Origin of the sequence: Paenibacillus chibensis, from assembly GCF_004001045.1 — a bacterium.
Lineage (GTDB): Bacteria > Bacillota > Bacilli > Paenibacillales > Paenibacillaceae > Paenibacillus_AQ > Paenibacillus_AQ chibensis.
The window spans coordinates 15,288-33,611 of the sequence record NZ_BIMK01000010.1; the positions used below are offsets into that span (position 1 = coordinate 15,288).

Consider the following 18,324-nt stretch of genomic DNA (forward strand, 5'->3'; position numbering starts at 1 on the left):
TTTTTTCCTGCTTGAAATCCGTTTCGAAATAGGGCACTACTCTTTTCAACAAGCTAAGTACGGCACGAAGTGGAAACAACATCAAATGAACTAAACAACGTCTTTTTTATTATTGTGAATTTTTCATATGATGATATTTTATAGTGTGTGCCTTTGTTGTTCCGGTTGGAACCCCCGTTATGATCTGCATTTGTTACATAATTTTGGATGGAATGAAGCACAATATTGAAAAACAACCATAGATCAGGTGATGACCTTTCCATGCAAAATATAACCAAGATCACCATCCCCCAGGTTTGCGTTCTGCTCATGCTGATGAACGGCCTGACCAGTCATGTTGTCATCAACCCGATGGTGCTCGACACATCTGGAAGGGATGCCTGGATATCAGTAATTTTCACTACCATTCTGCTTATTCCCTGGACCATCATGCTCGCATTTTTCATGAAAAGATCGGATCACAAAAAGCTTCAGCCTTGGCTTGCCGAACGTACGAATCCTGTGATTTCGTGGATTTTAGTAACACCGATGCTGATTCATCTCTACCTTATTGGTGGCATTACCATCTATCATACATCCAGCTGGAGTATCAGCAATTACCTGCCGGCGACACCGAAGCTGGTGCTGATCGGAACACTCGCTATTGTGAGCTTCTACATGGCAAAGCTCGGTATTAAATCCATCGCCATCGGTTCAGGTATCCTGCTTCCGATCGTCGTCCTGTTGGGGATTTTTGTAGCTGTAGCCAACTCCTCTGAAAAAAACTTCAGTTATCTGATGCCGATTCTTGAGCATGGCATATCCCCGCCTGTTCACGGCATGCTGTACGTCGGGGGCGGTTTTGTCGAGATCCTCGTCCTGCTGACCATGCAGCATCGGATTCAGGGGAAGGTGAAGCCTTGGCAGCTGGTCGTTTACGGCTTGATTATTTCCTTTATTACGATCGGCCCCGTCGTGGGCGGCATTACCGAATTCGGCCCCACTGAAGCGGCCAAGCAAATGGAGTCTCCCTATGAACAGTGGCGGCTCGTGAAAATCGGAGAATATGTGGAGCATGTCGACTTTCTCTCCGTGTATCAATGGCTTGCCGGAGCGACCGTCCGAACCAGCCTGGCCCTTTTTCTGCTCGCTGAAATGCTGCCATTCAAGAACAGGGTTATGACCACTCGCTTCATCCTTGCGGTCACCTTCAGCTACGTCCTGATCGCCATGCTGCCGATCAGCCAGAATGATTATTACCAGACGATGTACAATTTTTATTTCCCATACACGTTGTTCTCCAGCGTAATCATGTCGTTCATCTGGTTCGGCATTACGTTTTTGCCCAAGAAGAAAAAGGAGGGGTCTGCATGAACCCGTCTGAATCCACACCCAAAACAGATCCGTGGACGCTGCAAAAGATAAAAAATCTGTTCTCTAAAAGCTCGGATGTCATCGTTCGAAACTATCGTGTGCAAACTGATTCAGCCGAATCCGAGGTCGTTCTTGTCTATGCTTCCGGACTTGCGGATTCCGGTCAAATCAGCCTGGTCGTTCTTCCCGAGCTGGAAAAAATGTATAAGGAAACCGGATTTAATAAGCAACAGGATGAGCAGCTGGGAAGGCTGCCGCTCGTTTTGTTAAAGGAACCGGTATCGCATCAATCATTGGAGGATACCGTCTTCCAAGGCGGGCTTGTCCTGTTATTCCCTCACACGAACGCAATCTTTTCCATGGATATCAGCAGCGTCCCGAAGCGCTCTCCGGAAGAATCAACGGTTGAAATATCCATTAAAGGACCCAAGGACGGGTTTAACGAAGACTACGTCACGAATATTGCCCTGATCCGCAAAAGAATAAGAAGCAACTCGCTTTGCATCGAAGAATCCATTTTGGGCCGGCGGACCCGGACCAAGGTAGGCTTGTTGTATTTTGAGGATATCGCCTCGCCGGAAATTCTCGCTGAAGCACGGGAACGCTTGTCCAAAATAGACATTGACGGGCTCTATACCATCAATCAACTGGAGGAGATGCTGTCCGATTCGAAGTACTCCCTCTTCCCGCTCGTCGATTTTACCGGCCGGCCCGATTACGTTGTTACATGTTTGTTAAACGGACGTTTTGCCATCGTCATCGACGGCAACCCCATGGTTCTGATCGCACCGGGTTCGCTGTCGCTGCTCATGAAATCGCCGGAGGATGTCCATTTCAATTATATTTATGTCTCATTCGTGAGACTGATCCGCGGGATCAGCTTGATCATTTCCATGATGCTGCCTTCCTTTTGGGTCGCTTTGGCGGCGTTTCATCAAGACCAGATCCCTTTCCGTCTGATGGCTACCATTTCAACGGCAAGGCTGGGTCTGCCGCTATCCGCGCAGATGGAGCTGTTTCTTTTGCTGGTCCTGCTCGAAATATTCCGGGAGGCCGGAGTCAGGCTTCCGAGCTCCATCGGACAAACCTTAACGGTTATCGGAGGTTTAATTATCGGTGATGCGGCCATCCGGGCCGGTTTGGTCTCCCCCTCCTCCGTCGTCGTGGGTGCGATCACCGCTGTCGCGGGGGCTACACTGGTGAATCAAACCTTAAGCGCCGTCGTAAGCGTCATTCGGTTCGGCTTGTTCTTCGTCTCCTCTTTCTTAGGGATGTACGGGCTCATTCTCGGAATCATTCTGCTGTTGGCGTATATCTCCAGGCTGCGGACTTTTGGTATTCCGTTCCTTGCGCCTCTATCTCCCATGATGCCTGCAGACTTTTTCAAAGCTATACTAAGAGCACCCTGGAGCTTGATGCGCAAAAAACCAACTATCCTCAAAACCGGCGATTCGGATCATCAAGGGGATACGCTGTATTGATGAGGCTTGTGAAGATCCTGCTGTGTTGTTTGCTGCTGCTGCTTGTCCCCGGCTGCTGGAATTCCAAGGATATTCAGAATATGGCTTACGTCACGGGGCTGGGAATCGATTACGAAGACGGAAAATACAAAAGCTACGTACAGATTCTGAACTTCTCGAATGTCGCCAAAACGGAAAATGCCGAAGTAGGCAAACCGATCCCGATTTGGGTTGGGACGGGTGAGGGGCGCACCCTTACCGAATCATTGACGACCATCTATTCTACATCCCAGCTTCGGGTATTCTGGGGACACATGAAATCGGTGATTTTAACGGAGAGAGTCATGCTGCACGGAATGGACGAAATCTACGATATGCTGAACCGTTACAGAGAGATTCGGTACAATATTTTATTATATGGCACAAAAGAATCATTAAAGGATGTCTTGACGCAGAAACCGATTCTGAATCTGTCTCCGCTTGAAACCATCATGGATTCGCCGCAGCAGATTTATTCGCAGAGGTCCTTTATCTTGCCTGAATATGGATTTAAAATCCTCGGGGAGCTCAATGAACCGACCGGGCTGGCCATGATTCCTTCGCTCGAAATCGAAAAGGAAAGCTGGTATGAAGATTCGGATAAGCGTCCCATGTTCAAAATAAATGGAGCGTACTTTTTTCAAAACAAAGAGTACCGCGGACATCTAACCGAGGATAACTTGAAAGGCACCCGCTGGATTCAGCGTCAATTGCAGCGTTCTCCCATCAATATTCCTGAGGAAGGACGGCCTGTTGCAGCTTTGATCCTCGTGAAGCCGCATCTGTATGTCAAGCCCGTCATCGAAAATAATAAAGCCCGTTTTAAAATCCGGGTTTCGATCAATGCGTACATCGATGAAATGATCAAAGATACGCCGAATCAAACCTTGGAAAACATGGCCAGTACCGCGGTCAAACACGAAATTCTCATGAGCTATGCGAAGGGAATCGAGCGGAAAGCAGACGTGTTTATGCTGGACGAAAAGCTCTACCGGAAATATCCGAAAAAATGGAGTGCTTTTCACCGTTCCAAGCCATTCATATTAGAAGCGGATTCCATTAAGTCCATCGACGTCAGAGTGAAAATCGATAGCTCCGGAAAATACAAACAAAGAGTCAAATAAGTTGAGGTGGATTTATCGCAGGGAACAAAAAAAGAGAGGCGCCAAGCGCCTCTCTTTTTCGGCTTTTATTGTAAGGTTAAAATTTCCGGACCATCCGCCGTGATTGCCAGCGTATGCTCATACTGTGCAGAAAGCCCGCCGTCCATCGTTCTGGCCGTCCAGCCGTCGCTGTCCATTTTACTGCGGTAGGTGCCTGTATTCAGCATAGGCTCGATCGTGATCACCATGCCTTCTTTCAGGCGAGGGCCAACGTTCGGCGGACCGTAGTGCGGAACTTGCGGCTCTTCATGCATGTCTTTGCCAATGCCGTGTCCGATAAACTCGCGAACGACCGAGAAGCCCTCCGACTCTGCATAGACCTGAATCGCATGGGAAATATCGCCGATCCGGTTGCCGATGACAGCCTGTTCGATGCCTTTATACAAGGATTCCTTGGTGACATCCAGCAAGTGCTGAGCCTGTTCAGATACGTTACCGACCGTATAGGACCAAGCGGAATCGGCCAACCATCCGTTCAGATTCACAACCATGTCCACGGTAATGATATCGCCGTCCTTCAGTACCGTTTTTCCGGGGAAGCCATGGCAGATCACATCGTTCACCGACGTACACGTCGCGTAAGGGAAGCCGTTATAACCCTTTTGTTCCGGCGTTGCCCCATGCTTGCGGATAAATTGTTCCGCAAACCGGTCGATTTCTATGGTTGTAATGCCGGGTACGATCATCTTTTTGATTTCCCGATGGCAAGCCGCGAGGATGGCCCCGGCTTCTTTCATGTGCTCGATCTGAGCTTTTGATTTAATCGTAATCATCTAATCCCTCATTCCTGTCTGATCTTCTCTATTATACCCTGATCTCCGTAAAAAGTCCTGATCCAGTCAAGGATCAGGACTTAAATTTCCGATTATACCGCTTCGGCCGGATTGGAAGCCGGCTGTTTTTTTTTGACTTCCGCGCCATAAGAAATATGCCAGCGTCAGTCCAAGGAAGATCACGGCATCGATGGCCAGAATGCCCGCCTGCTTCCACATGAGATCGAAATCCCCGCTCGAAATGATGGCTTTGTAGCCAAGTACGCTGTGCGACATCGGCAGCCAAGGATTCAGCGGCTTGAGCCAATTCGGAATGAGCTCCAGCGGGAAGGTGCCCGCACTGGTGGTCAACTGCAGAATCAGCAAAATGATGATAAGGAAGCGTCCCGGCATATCAAGCCAGGTCACGACAGCCTGAACGATGAAAATAAACGCCAAGCTTGTGATGAACGTAAACAGGAAGAACAGCGGAACGCTTTGCACCTTGAGTCCAAGACCGTACAAAATAATGGCTGCGGCAACGACGGATTGGAACAAGCTCATGCCCGCGAAGGAAAGCGAACGGCTGACGAAACGGCCCAGGCCGGTTGCTCCCTCCACCGTCGTTCCTCTCAAATTGATCACCAGCGTTGAAATCAGTGCGCCGACGAACAAACCGAGGGACATGAAATAAGGCGTCAGGCCGGTTCCGTAGTTTGGAATCTTGCGGGATTCGTTTTCTTTGGAATCCACCGGCTTGGCGAACATTTGCACCATTGCGTCTGATTTTTTCAGCTCTGAGGTTTTGTCAGCCGCATCGTTCAGCTTGGTCTCCAGCTCCTTCGAGCCGTCATCCAGCTTCGAAATACCTTTCTCCAGATCCCCCGCACCGTTGTTCAGCTTCTGCGAGCCATCGGCAAGTGTCGTCAGGCCGCTGGAGAGCTTGCCTACGCCGCCTTCAAGCTGGGAGGTTCCGCTAGCGAGCTTTTGCGAGCCCGTAACGAGCGCTTTGCTGCCGCCTGCTGCCTCACTCAGTTTCGCGCCGAACGTCGTCAGACCTGCTGTCAAAGCGGACTGTCCGTCATTCAATTTCGCTGCGCCGTCAAGCAGCTGCCGCTGGCCTTGCACAAGCTGCCCGCTGCCTTCAAGCAGCTGCTGCTGGCCGCTGTGGAGCTGCGTTGCACCTTCCAAGAGCTGCTGCTGTGCTCCATGCAGAGACTGGGCTCCGTCGGAAAGCTTCTGCTGTCCGGCCGCCACCTTGGCGCTTCCGTCCGCTACCGCCTGGCTGGCTGCAAGCAGCTTCTGGAAGTCAGGGCTTTGGGCAAGCTCCGGACTGGATTTGGCCAGCTGCTGCAGTCCGTCTGCGACGCTCTTGGCTCCTTCCGAAACCTTGGTTGTGCCGTCGAGCGAGGACTGAAGTCCGGAAGCCAGGTCCGCACTGCCTTGCTCGGAGGATTTCAGTCCTCCTTCAAGCTTCGCTGCCCCCTGCTCCGAGGTTTGAATTCCGGCATTCAGCTTTTGAGCGCCATCAAGCGAACTCTGAAGTCCGGTATGGAGCTGCTGCCCGCCCTGTTGGGCTTGCTGGGCTCCGGCGAGAAGCTGTCCTTCCGCCGCGTTCAGCTGGTCCAGGCCGCTCGCGAGCTTGCTCGAGCCCTGGCTCAACTGACCGGCTCCCTTGTTCAGGTCCCCCGCCCCTTGGGCCAGCGGCTGAAGTCCATCCTTGGCCTCCAATGTGCCTTGGGCCAGTTTGTTCAAGTTTTCCTTCAGTTTAAGTGCGCCGTCATTCAGCTCGCTGCTGCCATTGTGAATTTTGCCGGCACCTTCGCCCGCATCAGCAAGACCGCTTGACACATCTTCGAAATTATCCAGAAGGTTCTCCGTATAGGATTCGGTCACCTTGGCGGATACCTTCGCTTTAATGTCCTTGATCGCTGTATTGCCAATCTGCGAGGCGATAAAGTTGTAATCGCCATTGGGCTCATACACGATGGTAGCCGGATGAGGCTGATCATCCATCAGCGTTGTCGCCTGTGCGGAGAAATTCTCGGGAATCGTTATTTTCATATAATAGCGGTTATCCTTAATTCCCTTATCCGCATCCAGGTCACTGACAAACTCCCACCCAAAGTCTTTGTTCTTCTTCAGCTCATCGACCAGATCAGCACCGATGTGCAGCTCCTTGCCTTTAAACTCGGCACCGCTGTCCTTATTCACCACGGCGACAGGCAAACGGTCCAAATGACCGTAAGGATCCCAAAAGGCTGCCAGATAAACACCGCTGTACATAATAGGAATGAACATAACGGCGATAACGGGGATCAGCACTTTCGGGTTTTTCAATGCCGCGCCTAAATCTTTGAAAAACACGGAAAAAGCATTCATGTAAGTGATCGTCCCCCATTTCCAAGTTGTGTGTTCTCTTAAATATCTCTGACTGATTTTCTCAATTGGTCATACATACGCAAACGAAAGCAGCTCCGAATATCGTGCAAGCCCGAAGCTGATTCGCCAGGTTGTGCCGGCCTGGTGTTCCGATGATTTGGGATTCGTTTATAGTCCGTATTTATGAAGCGTGTACTGCGAGTCCATCCTCCAAGAAGAGACGGATATGTTCTTTGATTTGTTCTTTGGTCAGCGGCTCGTGATTTTTGTTCCACTCCGAGGTCAAGGCCACGTACATTTTGAACATCAGGAAAGAAACGATACCCGGGTCGCAATCGCGCAGCTCTTTCTGCATCATGGCATGCCGTATTTCTTTTTCGATGTAGGCCAAAATGACGCTTTCCACCTGATTCATCGCTTCCTGAGATTGAGGCGTGCCTACGTCCCGGACCTCCTGCGACAGCTTCATGAGCAGCTCATGCTCGCTGCGGAATTCCAGGAGAGAATCCAATACGCGGAACAAATTATCGAAAAACGGCTTGTTATGGTCGACTTCCCGCTGAATAATGTTTTTCATTTCGGAAATGACCTCATGCAGTATTTCGTCAAACAGCTGTTCCTTGGTATCAAAAAACGTATATATGGTGCCTTTACCCACGTTGGCGATTTTAGCGACCTGCTCCATGGTCGTTGCTTTATAACCGAACAATGCGAATGATCTCGAAGCGGCTTCCAGCACCTGTTTTTTCCGATCGACCGTTCCTATGATTTTCCCCTCCCATCTGACATCATAGTCCGTATGCATGACCATAAATCAAAATCAGTCATAAGGTCATTTTCTACTTTACCACGTTCTTGCCGATATGACAAAGTTTTAATATGAAAAAATTATGGTATTACAGAAATTAAATAATTTGCACGCTCCGTTTTCATGGACAGCGTCCCTTCCTCCACCCGGCACTCGGATAAACCGTCGACATAAATCTGAAAGGTGCTCTGCGGCAGCGGAATATCGCCCTGTTCGTTGATTACGCTCCCGGGGCCGTGCAGGATCAGCGAGCTCCCTTCCGCATAATCGTCAATGGTCTCGACGTTCTCGATGTATTCCACGTCTTCCAGCTGTACCCGTGTCTCATCCCAATCGTCCTGCTCCTCTTTACGGATCAATACCGTGTGGTTCCTATGCTCTTCAAGCCATGTTTTTACCGAATTCAGCTTCTCGTTCATGCTAAACCTTCTTTCTGGACATGTGATATTATATTTTGCCTAATATGAGTCTAACCATTACGCCGGCCGGCAAAACATGAAATCCGGGTCCGCCTCGCGAACAGCCAAGCCGTTTTTCCCAAACAAAAAGGTGCGTCCGCCGGCTCTCGCCATGCAAAACGCACCTTAATACTGCATGCTATTCCGCTTCTTGTCCGTCCGGAGCGCTCTCTTGACCCGTGTCGGCTCCCAGCCAGCTGCGTATCATGGATAACAGCTGCGCGCTGTTGACCGGCTTCGTAATATAATCCGAAGCTCCAGCCTCCAGGCACTCCTCCCGGTCGCCTTTCATCGCCTTAGCGGTCAAAGCGATAATCGGCAAATCTTTGAATTCCGGTTTCTCGCGGATTGCGCGGGTCGTCTCATAGCCGTCCATCACCGGCATCATAATATCCATCAGGACGATTTCGATGTCGGGCGTTTCCTCCAGCAGCCGGATCGCTTCATGGCCGTTCTCAGCCGGAATAACCATCATGTTATGCCGCTCCAGTATCGTCGTCAGGGCAAACACGTTGCGGATGTCATCGTCTACGACCAGTACCTTTTTATATTTGATCATGTCGTCGGATTGGTACAGCTTCAACATGGTCGCCCGGGAATGCTCAGGCAGATCCTCCGCTTTGCGGTGCAGGAAAATGCTTGTTTCATCCAGCATCTGAACAGCAGACTTCACTTCCTTCAGCACGGCCGTTTTCATGAGCTCTTCGAGCTCATCCTCTTCCGCCAGGCTCCATTTGACGCTGCGGTTCAGCACAATCGGAACATGCTTGTTCTTGGGAACTCGTATGATCTCACGAATCAGAGACAGCACATCCATATCCTTCAAATCATTATCCACCAGTACGCAGTGAACATCTCCCTGCTTCAGATTCGCAAGCACGTCTTCAGCGGAAAGGGCCGCGGTAATTTCCACGTCGCTATTTCCAATCAACTCGATCGTTTCTTGCCGGCGGTTATCGTCATTCATAGCGATCAACAGGCGGTGAACCTTCTGATCTGCGAAGAGACTCAGCTTATCCAGCGTTTTTTCGAGCTCATCATTCGTTACAGGCTTGCAGATGTAGTCATATACCCCTTTTTGCATCAGCTCGACTTCGTCCTCCTCCACCGTGATGACGCAAACCGGGATATGCCGCGTATTGATATCGTTTTTCAGATGTTCGATGACCATCCAGCCGTCCATATCGCCCAGACGCAGATCAAGCGTAATCGCCTGCGGGCTGTATTTACGGGCAAGCTCGAGTGCATTTGACCCCTTCGTCGTGATGATCGCTTTTATATTTTTCTTATGAAGAATTTCCAATAAAATTTCATTAAACTTGATATCGTCCTCGACGATCAAAAACACCTTATCTCCCGGCTCAATCCGGTCACGGTCATCGTCGATATGTTCGCTCTTGCGTGTGAATGACATTTTCTGTTCCGGCGGCGAGACGTCAATGACCTCGGGAACGTATTTTACCGGCTCCACCTTCTCCGGCACCTCAGAATCGAGCGGCAGGTACAAATTGAAGATGCTGCCTTTGCCGACGACGCTGTACAAGGTTAACTCTCCGCCCATCATGGCCGCGATTTCGCGCGATATGGCCAGACCAAGACCGGTCCCCCCATACTCGCGGTTCGTGCTGCCGTCCGCCTGCTGGAAGGCTTCGAATATAATCTGCTGCTTTTCTTCCGGAATGCCGATGCCGGTATCGCTAACCGAGAAGCAGAGCACGGAGGCCGCTTGGTTGAGCTTGTCGTTCTCGCTGTTCCAGCCCTCCGAGGCGGTTCGCACTTGCAGCTGGATCTGGCCTTCCTCGGTAAATTTAAAGGCGTTCGAAAGCAGGTTTTTCAATATTTGCTGCAGACGCTTCTGATCCGTTACGATGACCTCCGGGACATTGGAATCGGTCTTGATCTGGAATTCCAGCCTGCTCTCGTCTACCATGTGGCGGAAGGAACGATCCAGGCTATCCAGCATGCCCTGCACAGAAATTTCGCTGTAATCGGGTGTAACCGTGCCGGATTCGATTTTGGACAGATCCAGAATGTCATTGATCAGATTTAGCAGCTCAATCCCGGAATCCTGGATCGTTTTCGCGAACTTGACCTGGTGATCCGTCAGATTGGCATCCGGATTGTCTGCAAGCTGCTCGGCCAGCAGAAGCAATGAATTCAGCGGCGTCCGCAGCTCATGCGACATATTGGCCAAAAATTCGGATTTGTACCGGGACGTCAAGGCGAGCTGCTCCGCTTTTTCCTCGAGGAACTTCTTGGCGATTTCGACTTCGTTATTCTTGCTCTCGACTTCCGCCTTTTGAATGACCAGCAGCTTGGCCTTGTCCTCCAGCTCCTCGTTGGTATGCTGCAGCTCCATCTGCTGCTTTTGCAGCTCTTCAGTCAAGGACTGGGACTGCTTCAGTAGCTCTTCCGTACGACGGTTGGCTTGCATCGTATTAACCACGATCCCGATCGATTCGGTCAGCTGGTCAAGGAAGGCCAGATCGATATCGCTGAATGCCCGGAAGGATGCAAGCTCCAGAACCCCGAGCACCTGCTCCTCGAACACGAGGGGCAGCAGCACGATATTCAGCGGCGAGGCTTCGCCAAGACCGGAAGAGATGACCACATAGTCGTTAGGCACATTCGTGATCAGGATCCGCTGCTTTTCAATCAGGCACTGGCCAACAAGTCCCTCGCCTGCCCGGAACCGGTTGGAGAGATGCTTGCGGTTCTGATAGGCGTAGCTTGCAAACAAAGTCAGCACAGGCTCGCCATTCTCAGGCTCGTTTATGTAGAAGACCCCGTGCTGCATGGAAACGAGCGGAGCCAGCTCGCTTAAGATCATGCGGCTGATCGCGTACAGGTCTCTTTGACCCTGAAGCAGGCGCGAGAATTTCGCGAGGTTTGTTTTGAGCCAATCCTGCTCTGTATTGATGCGCGTCGTTTCTTTGAGATTACGGATCATTTCGTTGACGTTATCCTTCAAAGCGGCGACCTCGCCCGCTGCAGCCACGTCGATCGTACGCGACAAATCGCCATTCGTAACCGCGGTTGCCACGTTGGTAATCGCGCGAACCTGGGTGGTCAGCGTACTCGCCATGTAATTGACGTTATCCGTCAGGTCACGCCATGTTCCCGCTGCGCCCGGCACGCTTGCCTGTCCGCCCAGCTTCCCTTCCGCGCCAACCTCCCTGGATACGGTCGTAACCTGTTCGGCGAACGTCGCCAGCGTTTCGATCATATTATTCATCGTATCCGCCAGCTCGGCAATTTCCCCCTTGGCTTCGACCGTCAGGTTTTGTTTCAGGTTCCCGTTCGCGACCGCCGTAACCACCTTAGCGATGCCCCGGACCTGATCCGTCAGGTTGTTCGCCATGACGTTCACGTTGTCGGTCAAATCTTTCCAGATTCCCGCAACTCCGAGCACCTGGGCCTGTCCGCCCAGCTTGCCGTCCGTACCGACCTCGCGGGCCACGCGGATGACTTCGGATGCAAACGAATTCAGCTGATCCACCATCGTATTGACGGTATTTTTCAGCTCCAGGAGCTCGCCCCGGACCTCTACGGTAATCTTCTTGGACAGGTCGCCGTTGGCGACCGCTGTCGTAACTCCGGCGATATTGCGCATTTGAATCGTCAGATTTCGGGTCATGTTGTTGACGGTGTCGGTCAGATCCTTCCAGGTACCGGACACATCCTTCACGTCGGCCTGCGCTCCAAGCTTTCCTTCCGTGCCTACCTCGCGAGCGACGCGCGTGACCTCGGAAGCAAACATGCTGAGCTGGTCGACCATCGTATTCATCGTGTTTTTCAGCTCGAGCAGCTCGCCCTTCACGTCAACGGTAATCTTTTTGGACAAATCCCCCTTGGCCACCGCCGTCGTGACGTCGGCGATGTTCCGGACCTGGTCCGTGAGGTTACGGGCCATGTTGTTAACGCCCTCGGTCAAATCTTTCCAGGTTCCGCCGACGCCCTTCACTTGAGCCTGGCCGCCAAGCTTACCTTCGGTCCCGACCTCATGCGCCACACGGGTGACTTCGGAAGCAAACGTACTGAGCTGATCCACCATCGTATTGATCGTAATCTTAAGCTCCAGGATTTCGCCCTGAACGTCTGCCGTAATTTTCTTGGATAAATCTCCGTTCGCCACCGCCGTCGTGACCACAGCAATGTTTCGAACCTGGTTCGTCAAATTGGAGGCCATGTAGTTTACGCTTTCCGTCAAGTCGCGCCACGTTCCGGCAACCCCCTTGACCTGAGCCTGTCCGCCAAGCATGCCCAGCGTACCCACTTCGCGCGCGACGCGCGTCACTTCGGAAGCAAACGTGCTAAGCTGATCCACCATCGTATTGATGGTGTTCTTCATTTCCAGAATCTCACCTTTGGCGTCCACCGTAATATGCTTGGACAAATCGCCTTTCGCTACTGCGGTCGTCACTTCCGCAATGTTGCGCACTTGATCGGTCAGGGTACCCGCCATCGTATTGACGCTGTCCGTCAGGAACTTCCAGGTTCCGGATACGCCTTTAACATCGGCCTGTCCGCCCAGCTTGCCTTCCGCCGATACCTCCTGCGCAACACGCGTCACCTCGGATGCGAAGTTGCTGAGCTGATCCACCATCGTATTAATGGTGTTTTTCAGCTCCAGCAATTCTCCTTGAACATCCGCGGTAATTTTTTTGGATAAATCACCGTTAGCGACGGCAGTCGTCACGACAGCGATGTTCCGAACCTGATCAGTCAAGTTCGAAGCCATATCGTTCACGCTGTCGGTCAGGTCTTTCCACGTTCCCGAGACGCCTCTTACATTGGCCTGGCCGCCAAGCTTGCCCTCCGTGCCGACCTCCCGCGCCATCCGCGTCACCTCCGAGGCAAACGTGGACAGCTGATCGACCATCGTGTTGATCGTGTTCTTGAGCTCCAGAATTTCACCGCTGGCGTTCACGGTAATTTGCTTCGTTAAATCGCCTTTCGCCACGGCGGTCGTCACCTGGGCAATGCTGCGGACCTGATTGGTCAGATTCACAGCCATGTTGTTGACGCTTTCAGTCAGATCCTTCCATGTACCCGAGACGCCCTTCACATCGGCCTGGCCGCCCAGGATACCTTCCGTGCCGACCTCTCTGGCGACCCGCGTGACCTCCGAAGCGAAATTGCTGAGCTGGTTCACCATCTTATTGATGTTGGTTGCCGATTTTTTATATTCTCCCGTTAACGGCCGACCTTCGAACTCCAGCTCGACGGTTTGCGACAGATCGCCTTGGGCGACGGCGTTGATCACCCTCACCATTTCGCTTGTAGGCTGGATGAGATCGGTGATCAGCCCGTTGAGGGACTCGACAGACTGCTGCCAGGAACCCCCTGTATTTTTATGTGAGAACCGGCGTGTCAGCTTGCCTTCCTTACCTACCACCTTGGCTACAGAATTGATTTCATTCACCAGATTCTCTTGCATTTCCATGATTTCATTGAATGTATCCGCAACTTTGCCGGCAATTCCGGTCTGATCAAAGGGCATTCGATAAGAAAAATCACCCTTTTTAAATGCCATGAGGGCATTCAGCAATTCCCCGGTATGTACCTGATCACTTTGCGTTTCCCGATTGGACTTCTCATCCGACATGGTCATTACCTCTCTCGACATGAATTTTCAGATCCTATTTCACTCGAATTCGATTGCCTTTTCCCATTTTACTATGACGGATGGAATATGTCATTTTTCTGCCAGTTGTGAAAGATTTCAACAAAATAACCCCAAAAATTGGCGCCTTTGCTGCAATGCTTATCCCAAATACTTTGCAGTGATCCCAAAAAACTTATAAATCAAAAAAAGCGCCCGTGAATCGGGCGCTCTTTCAAGTATTAAGCTTCGGGATGGTTTTCCTTTTTATGAATCGTAACCCGTGCGTTCCCCATCATGAAGACGAAAATCACGGCAATCACGATTGGAATGAGCGCAATCAAGAAGACATGCGTAATCGAGCTGGACATCGCGTCGACGATTTTGCCGAGAATCGCTTCCGGAATTTTCGAACGAACGCTCGGCTCGAAAATCTGTCTGGAATCGCCCAGATTGGACATCGGGGAATTCGCGCCGCCGCCCATGCCTTTAAAGCTCTCGGTCAGCTTGCTGGTAAACACGTTGTTTTGAATCGTACCGAAGATCGTGATGCCCATGGTCATGCCCAGGGAACGAAGGAACTGGTTGGTCGAATTGGCCGTCCCCCGGAAACGCGGCTCCAGGTTATGCTGGGAAGCCGTTGGCAGCAGCGAGAACGAGAAGCCCATGCCGAAGCCGACAACGATCATGAACAGCGTCAGCAGAATGCGGGCGGAATCCGGTGTCAGCGTACTCAGCAGGAACATCCCCGCAAAGTACGAGATGACCGAGATAATCATCAGGTTGCGGTAGCTCGTTTTCGACGAGAAAATCCCCCCGATGGAGCTGCCAGCGACGGAGCCCAGCATCATTGGCGTCAGAATCAGGCCGGCATTCGTTGCCGAGCCCCCGTAAACCGCTTGAACGAAAATCGGAATATAGACCGTTAAAATAATAAAAGTGCCGCCGTACAGAAACGCTAAAATTTGGGATGACGCAAACAGGCGGCGCTTAAACAGGAAGAACGGCAAAATCGGTTCCTTCGCTTTCAGCTCCACGAAAAAGAACACGATGAAAAAGACCGCGAAGCTGGCAAACAGGGAGATGATCGGTGCCGAGCTCCAGTCATACTGTTTGCCGCCCAGCTCCAGCGCGAACATCAGGCTGATGACGGCGATCACGAGGGTAGAGGCTCCCCACCAGTCGATTTTTTGCTTGGTATGGGCCGGTGATTCCTTGTAGTTCTTCATGATGAGTGCAAATGAAACGATACCGATCGGAACGTTGATGTAAAATACCCATTCCCATCCGAAATAATCCGTAATATAAGCGCCTAGCAGCGGGCCTACGACGCTGGCCGCGCCGAACACCGCCCCGAGCAGGCCGGTCATTTTCCCTCTTTTTTCCGGCGGAAAAATGTCGAAGATAATGGTAAAAGCGATCGGCATAAGCGCGCCGCCGCCGATGCCTTGAATTGCCCGGTATATACTGAGCTGCTCAATGGACTGCGCGAATCCGCAGAGTGCCGAGCCGATCAGAAACACCGTCAATCCGAAAATAAAAAATCTCTTTCTTCCGTACATATCCGACAGCTTGCCGAATATCGGCATGCCTGCCATAGTGGTTACCATATAAGCCGATGTTACCCAGACAAACTTGTCCATGCCTCCGAGCTTGGACACAATCGTTCCCATGGCCGTTGCGACAATGGTATTGTCTATGGCAGACATGAAAATGGCAAGCAATAAGCCCGCCACAACCAGCTTTATGTTGCTTTTTGCTGCTTCCATCTGTGAACCCCTTTACAAATTATTAATGATTTCGATAGAATGAACTTGAGTATATACCTCGTTCATCAAATATCTCGATTATCAAGATATTGAAATTTTAAAAGGAGGTCCGTCTTTTGTCAAGCCATCCATCCGACACAGAGAATGAAAAACTTGAACAGCTTGTCTCCCTCATGCGGGGACTTGGAACCCGGACGGTTTTATACCAGCAAAATGTGGCTGCCTCTCTAGGCTTGTACGATAATGATCTGAAATCCGTGGATATCCTGCGGGAAACGGGCCCGATTACCGCAGGAGAGCTCTCCAAAATCACCGGTCTCGCAACCGGCAGCATTACGGCTCTGGTCGACCGCCTGGAGAAAGTGGGATATGTCCGCAGGCAGAATGATCCCCATGACCGGCGGAGGGTCATCATTGTCCCCCAATATGAACATAAAGAAGAAGTAAGCGGTACTTATCGCCCTCTCCATACTGCCATGATTGAGCTCGCTTCCACTTACTCCGGGGAAGAGTTAGAGCTGATCACCGCCTTTATCGGCAAAGCAAGCGCCATCATGGAACAGCAGATTCGTAGCTTGCACGCCGAACGGGGTAAAACCTCATCTTGATCCGCGATCCAAACGTTAAAAAGGACGGTATCCCGCCCCCGGGATACCGTCCTTTAGCATATGTAAGCCGAAATTCCGGCTTAGGCGCTTATTTGAATACCTTATTTGAATACTTTGATGCGGTCTTCAAGCGGCTGGAACTGCTTCTCGCCGGCAGGCGCTTCCACGTTGCCGAAAGGCATTTGAGCCATCAGTCTCCAGCTGGCAGGCAGATTCCATTCATTGGCTACCTTTTGGTCGATCAGCGGGTTGTAATGCTGCAGGCTTGCGCCCAATCCTTCCGCTTCCAGTGCCGTCCAAATGACCAGCTGCAGCATGCCGGAAGATTGCTGGGACCAGATCGGGAAGTTGTCCTTATACAGCTCGAACTGGGATTGAAGCCCTTCGATCACGGCGTTATCCTCGAAGAACAATACCGTGCCGTAGCCGCTGCGGAAGCCAGCCATTTTATCTGCGGTCGACTGGAAATTCTCGGCTGGAACGACGGCTTTCAGTGTGCCCTCAGTCAGGTTCCAGAACTTGTCATGCTGCTCGCCCAAAAGCACCACGACGCGCGCGCTTTGCGAGTTAAAAGCGGAAGGCGTATGTTTAACAGCCTCATTCACGATTTCTTGAATTTTGTCGTCGGATACGGACACGTTCTTGCTGATTGCATATATCGAACGTCTGCCTTTAAGTGCGGAGAAAAATTCGTCGGACATTTATATAGTTACCTCCAAAATTAAATTTACTTACTTTTTTATTATATATCCCCATCTATTCTGTTGCAATACTTTGTTTTCAAGTTTGATGATATTTAACCGCTCCTTAACAAAAAGAAACCTTTTCCAGAAGGAAAAGGTTTCTTAAAATTGGACAGCCTGTTCATACCGACAGCCCGTCCCGGCGTTTACTTCACCAAAACGACTTCCGGCTCCGGCTCAAATCCGAATGCCGTGTTGACGCCTTCGATAATCGTATTCATCAGATACTTGATATCTTCCGCCGTCGCATGGTTGTGGTTGATGATCATGTTGCCGTGATACGGAGAAATCATTGCGCCCCCATGCTCCTTGCCTTTCAGGTTCAAGCGATCCACAAGCGCTCCGACAGGCACGCCGTAATCGTAATTATTTTTGAACACCGAGCCGCAGGACGGATATTCGAAATGGCGTTTGCCGTTGCGGTAGTTCGCGATATCGCTCATATCGGTCGGGATCGCCACCCCTTGCTTCATCAAAGCCGAGGCTTCTTCTCCCATATATGAATAGAAGGCTTGGAGCGTGGACATGCCTTCTTTTTCTTTCCAACGGGTCAGCAGCTCATTGCCCTCGGGAATCCTCTCCAAATCCGGTACCGCCTTCATGTCCGCGCCAAGCACCAACCAAGGGTTCATCTGGAATATGGATTGCTTGTAGCCGTATTTGCAATCGGAAACGTCGATCGACTGCATGGATAGAGACGGGTCCGCCAGATCCACGTAATAGACCGTTTGGATAATGTCGCTGATCTGATGATGATTATACTTTGCATTCATATAAATACCCGCTCCCAGGCCTCCGGGAAGCAGATACGTGAACTCGTAGCCGGAAATACCGAACATGAGACCGCTCAAAGCCAGCATCGACATCGGTGTTCCAGATGATATAAACCAATGAGTCGGTTGTATGTCCCAATAGACGAATTTTTTCAAGGAAATATACAGGGTATCCTCCCTCGGATTGTCTGGAAACAGTAAATTGGACCCCATCCCGCAGAAAAAAAAGTCAAGCCCATGCGCCCTGCAGCCCTGAAGCAGCGTTAACAGCTCCTCTATGGATTCGGGCATGGCAAAAAAGTTCGCTTTCCCGCCGATTTGATATGATGAATGGCTTGCAAGCGACTCATTCCGCAAACATAAATTTTCAAAAGTCATCCGGTTATTCAACATTAGGGTTCCTTCTCGCTT

At 51.1% G+C, this 18,324-nt stretch carries 12 protein-coding genes; 4 read left to right on the plus strand and 8 right to left on the minus strand.

Translation table 11 applies throughout. From position 1 onward, the window contains the following. The first annotated feature begins 261 nt into the window (after positions 1–261). Genes PCH05_RS09955 through PCH05_RS09965 form a run of 3 tightly spaced genes read left to right on the plus strand, consistent with a single transcriptional unit; the run spans position 262 to position 3,976 of the window. Positions 262–1,353, plus strand: a complete 1,092-nt coding sequence (locus PCH05_RS09955; RefSeq protein ID WP_127602238.1) for a GerAB/ArcD/ProY family transporter — start codon at positions 262–264, stop codon at positions 1,351–1,353. Then, positions 1,350–2,834 (plus strand): spore germination protein, encoded by a 1,485-nt coding sequence (locus PCH05_RS09960; RefSeq protein WP_127602239.1) that lies wholly within the window; start codon positions 1,350–1,352, stop codon positions 2,832–2,834. The genes PCH05_RS09955 and PCH05_RS09960 overlap by 4 nt, the downstream gene beginning before the upstream one ends. Further along, positions 2,834–3,976 carry a Ger(x)C family spore germination protein gene (locus tag PCH05_RS09965; RefSeq protein ID WP_127602240.1) on the plus strand — a complete coding sequence of 381 codons (1,143 nt, stop codon included), beginning with the start codon at positions 2,834–2,836 and terminating at the stop codon, positions 3,974–3,976. The genes PCH05_RS09960 and PCH05_RS09965 overlap by 1 nt, the downstream gene beginning before the upstream one ends. Positions 3,977–4,041: 65 nt before the next feature. Here PCH05_RS09965 and map read toward each other — a convergent pair whose 3' ends face one another. The 6 genes from map to PCH05_RS09995 form a co-directional block, all read right to left on the minus strand. Beyond that, positions 4,042–4,788 (minus strand): type I methionyl aminopeptidase, encoded by a 747-nt coding sequence (map, locus tag PCH05_RS09970; protein WP_127602241.1) that lies wholly within the window; start codon positions 4,786–4,788, stop codon positions 4,042–4,044. 66 nt (positions 4,789–4,854) lie between these two features. Then, positions 4,855–7,149 carry a YhgE/Pip family protein gene (locus PCH05_RS09975; protein ID WP_127602242.1) on the minus strand — a complete coding sequence of 765 codons (2,295 nt, stop codon included), beginning with the start codon at positions 7,147–7,149 and terminating at the stop codon, positions 4,855–4,857. A 181-nt stretch (positions 7,150–7,330) separates the two neighbouring features. Next, positions 7,331–7,954 (minus strand): TetR/AcrR family transcriptional regulator, encoded by a 624-nt coding sequence (locus PCH05_RS09980; RefSeq protein WP_127602243.1) that lies wholly within the window; start codon positions 7,952–7,954, stop codon positions 7,331–7,333. An 83-nt stretch (positions 7,955–8,037) separates the two neighbouring features. After that, positions 8,038–8,376, minus strand: a complete 339-nt coding sequence (gene ymzB / locus PCH05_RS09985) for a protein YmzB (protein ID WP_127602244.1) — start codon at positions 8,374–8,376, stop codon at positions 8,038–8,040. Positions 8,377–8,554: 178 nt separating this feature from the next. Further along, positions 8,555–14,044, minus strand: coding sequence for a HAMP domain-containing protein (locus PCH05_RS09990; protein ID WP_246049444.1), 5,490 nt, complete (start codon positions 14,042–14,044; stop codon positions 8,555–8,557). 218 nt (positions 14,045–14,262) lie between these two features. Next, entirely contained in the window at positions 14,263–15,789 is a 1,527-nt protein-coding gene (locus PCH05_RS09995) for an MDR family MFS transporter (RefSeq protein WP_127602245.1), read from the minus strand. Positions 15,790–15,905: 116 nt separating this feature from the next. Between PCH05_RS09995 and PCH05_RS10000 the strand changes: the two genes are divergently transcribed. Beyond that, positions 15,906–16,397: a MarR family winged helix-turn-helix transcriptional regulator gene (locus PCH05_RS10000; RefSeq protein WP_246049445.1), complete on the plus strand. Its 492-nt coding sequence runs from the start codon at positions 15,906–15,908 to the stop codon at positions 16,395–16,397. A gap of 101 nt (positions 16,398–16,498) precedes the next feature. On the opposite strand, the gene PCH05_RS10005 is transcribed toward PCH05_RS10000, so the two are convergent. Next, positions 16,499–17,098 (minus strand): nitroreductase family protein, encoded by a 600-nt coding sequence (locus tag PCH05_RS10005; protein WP_127602246.1) that lies wholly within the window; start codon positions 17,096–17,098, stop codon positions 16,499–16,501. Positions 17,099–17,286: 188 nt separating this feature from the next. Further along, on the minus strand, positions 17,287–18,204 hold the full coding sequence (locus PCH05_RS10010) for a UDP-N-acetylmuramate dehydrogenase (protein ID WP_246049446.1): 918 nt from the start codon (positions 18,202–18,204) through the stop codon (positions 17,287–17,289). Positions 18,205–18,324 lie beyond the last annotated feature (120 nt).

What these genes read in the sequence shown, in the direction of transcription:
- PCH05_RS09955 (WP_127602238.1), top strand. Translation starts at nt 262, where the DNA reads ATGCAAAATATAACCAAGATCACCATCCCCCAGGTTTGCGTTCTGCTC.
- PCH05_RS09960 (WP_127602239.1), top strand. Translation starts at nt 1,350, where the DNA reads ATGAACCCGTCTGAATCCACACCCAAAACAGATCCGTGGACGCTGCAA.
- PCH05_RS09965 (WP_127602240.1), top strand. Translation starts at nt 2,834, where the DNA reads ATGAGGCTTGTGAAGATCCTGCTGTGTTGTTTGCTGCTGCTGCTTGTC.
- map (WP_127602241.1), bottom strand. Translation starts at nt 4,788, where the DNA reads ATGATTACGATTAAATCAAAAGCTCAGATCGAGCACATGAAAGAAGCC.
- PCH05_RS09975 (WP_127602242.1), bottom strand. Translation starts at nt 7,149, where the DNA reads ATGAATGCTTTTTCCGTGTTTTTCAAAGATTTAGGCGCGGCATTGAAA.
- PCH05_RS09980 (WP_127602243.1), bottom strand. Translation starts at nt 7,954, where the DNA reads ATGCATACGGACTATGATGTCAGATGGGAGGGGAAAATCATAGGAACG.
- ymzB (WP_127602244.1), bottom strand. Translation starts at nt 8,376, where the DNA reads ATGAACGAGAAGCTGAATTCGGTAAAAACATGGCTTGAAGAGCATAGG.
- PCH05_RS09990 (WP_246049444.1), bottom strand. Translation starts at nt 14,044, where the DNA reads ATGTCGAGAGAGGTAATGACCATGTCGGATGAGAAGTCCAATCGGGAA.
- PCH05_RS09995 (WP_127602245.1), bottom strand. Translation starts at nt 15,789, where the DNA reads ATGGAAGCAGCAAAAAGCAACATAAAGCTGGTTGTGGCGGGCTTATTG.
- PCH05_RS10005 (WP_127602246.1), bottom strand. Translation starts at nt 17,098, where the DNA reads ATGTCCGACGAATTTTTCTCCGCACTTAAAGGCAGACGTTCGATATAT.
- PCH05_RS10010 (WP_246049446.1), bottom strand. Translation starts at nt 18,204, where the DNA reads ATGCCCGAATCCATAGAGGAGCTGTTAACGCTGCTTCAGGGCTGCAGG.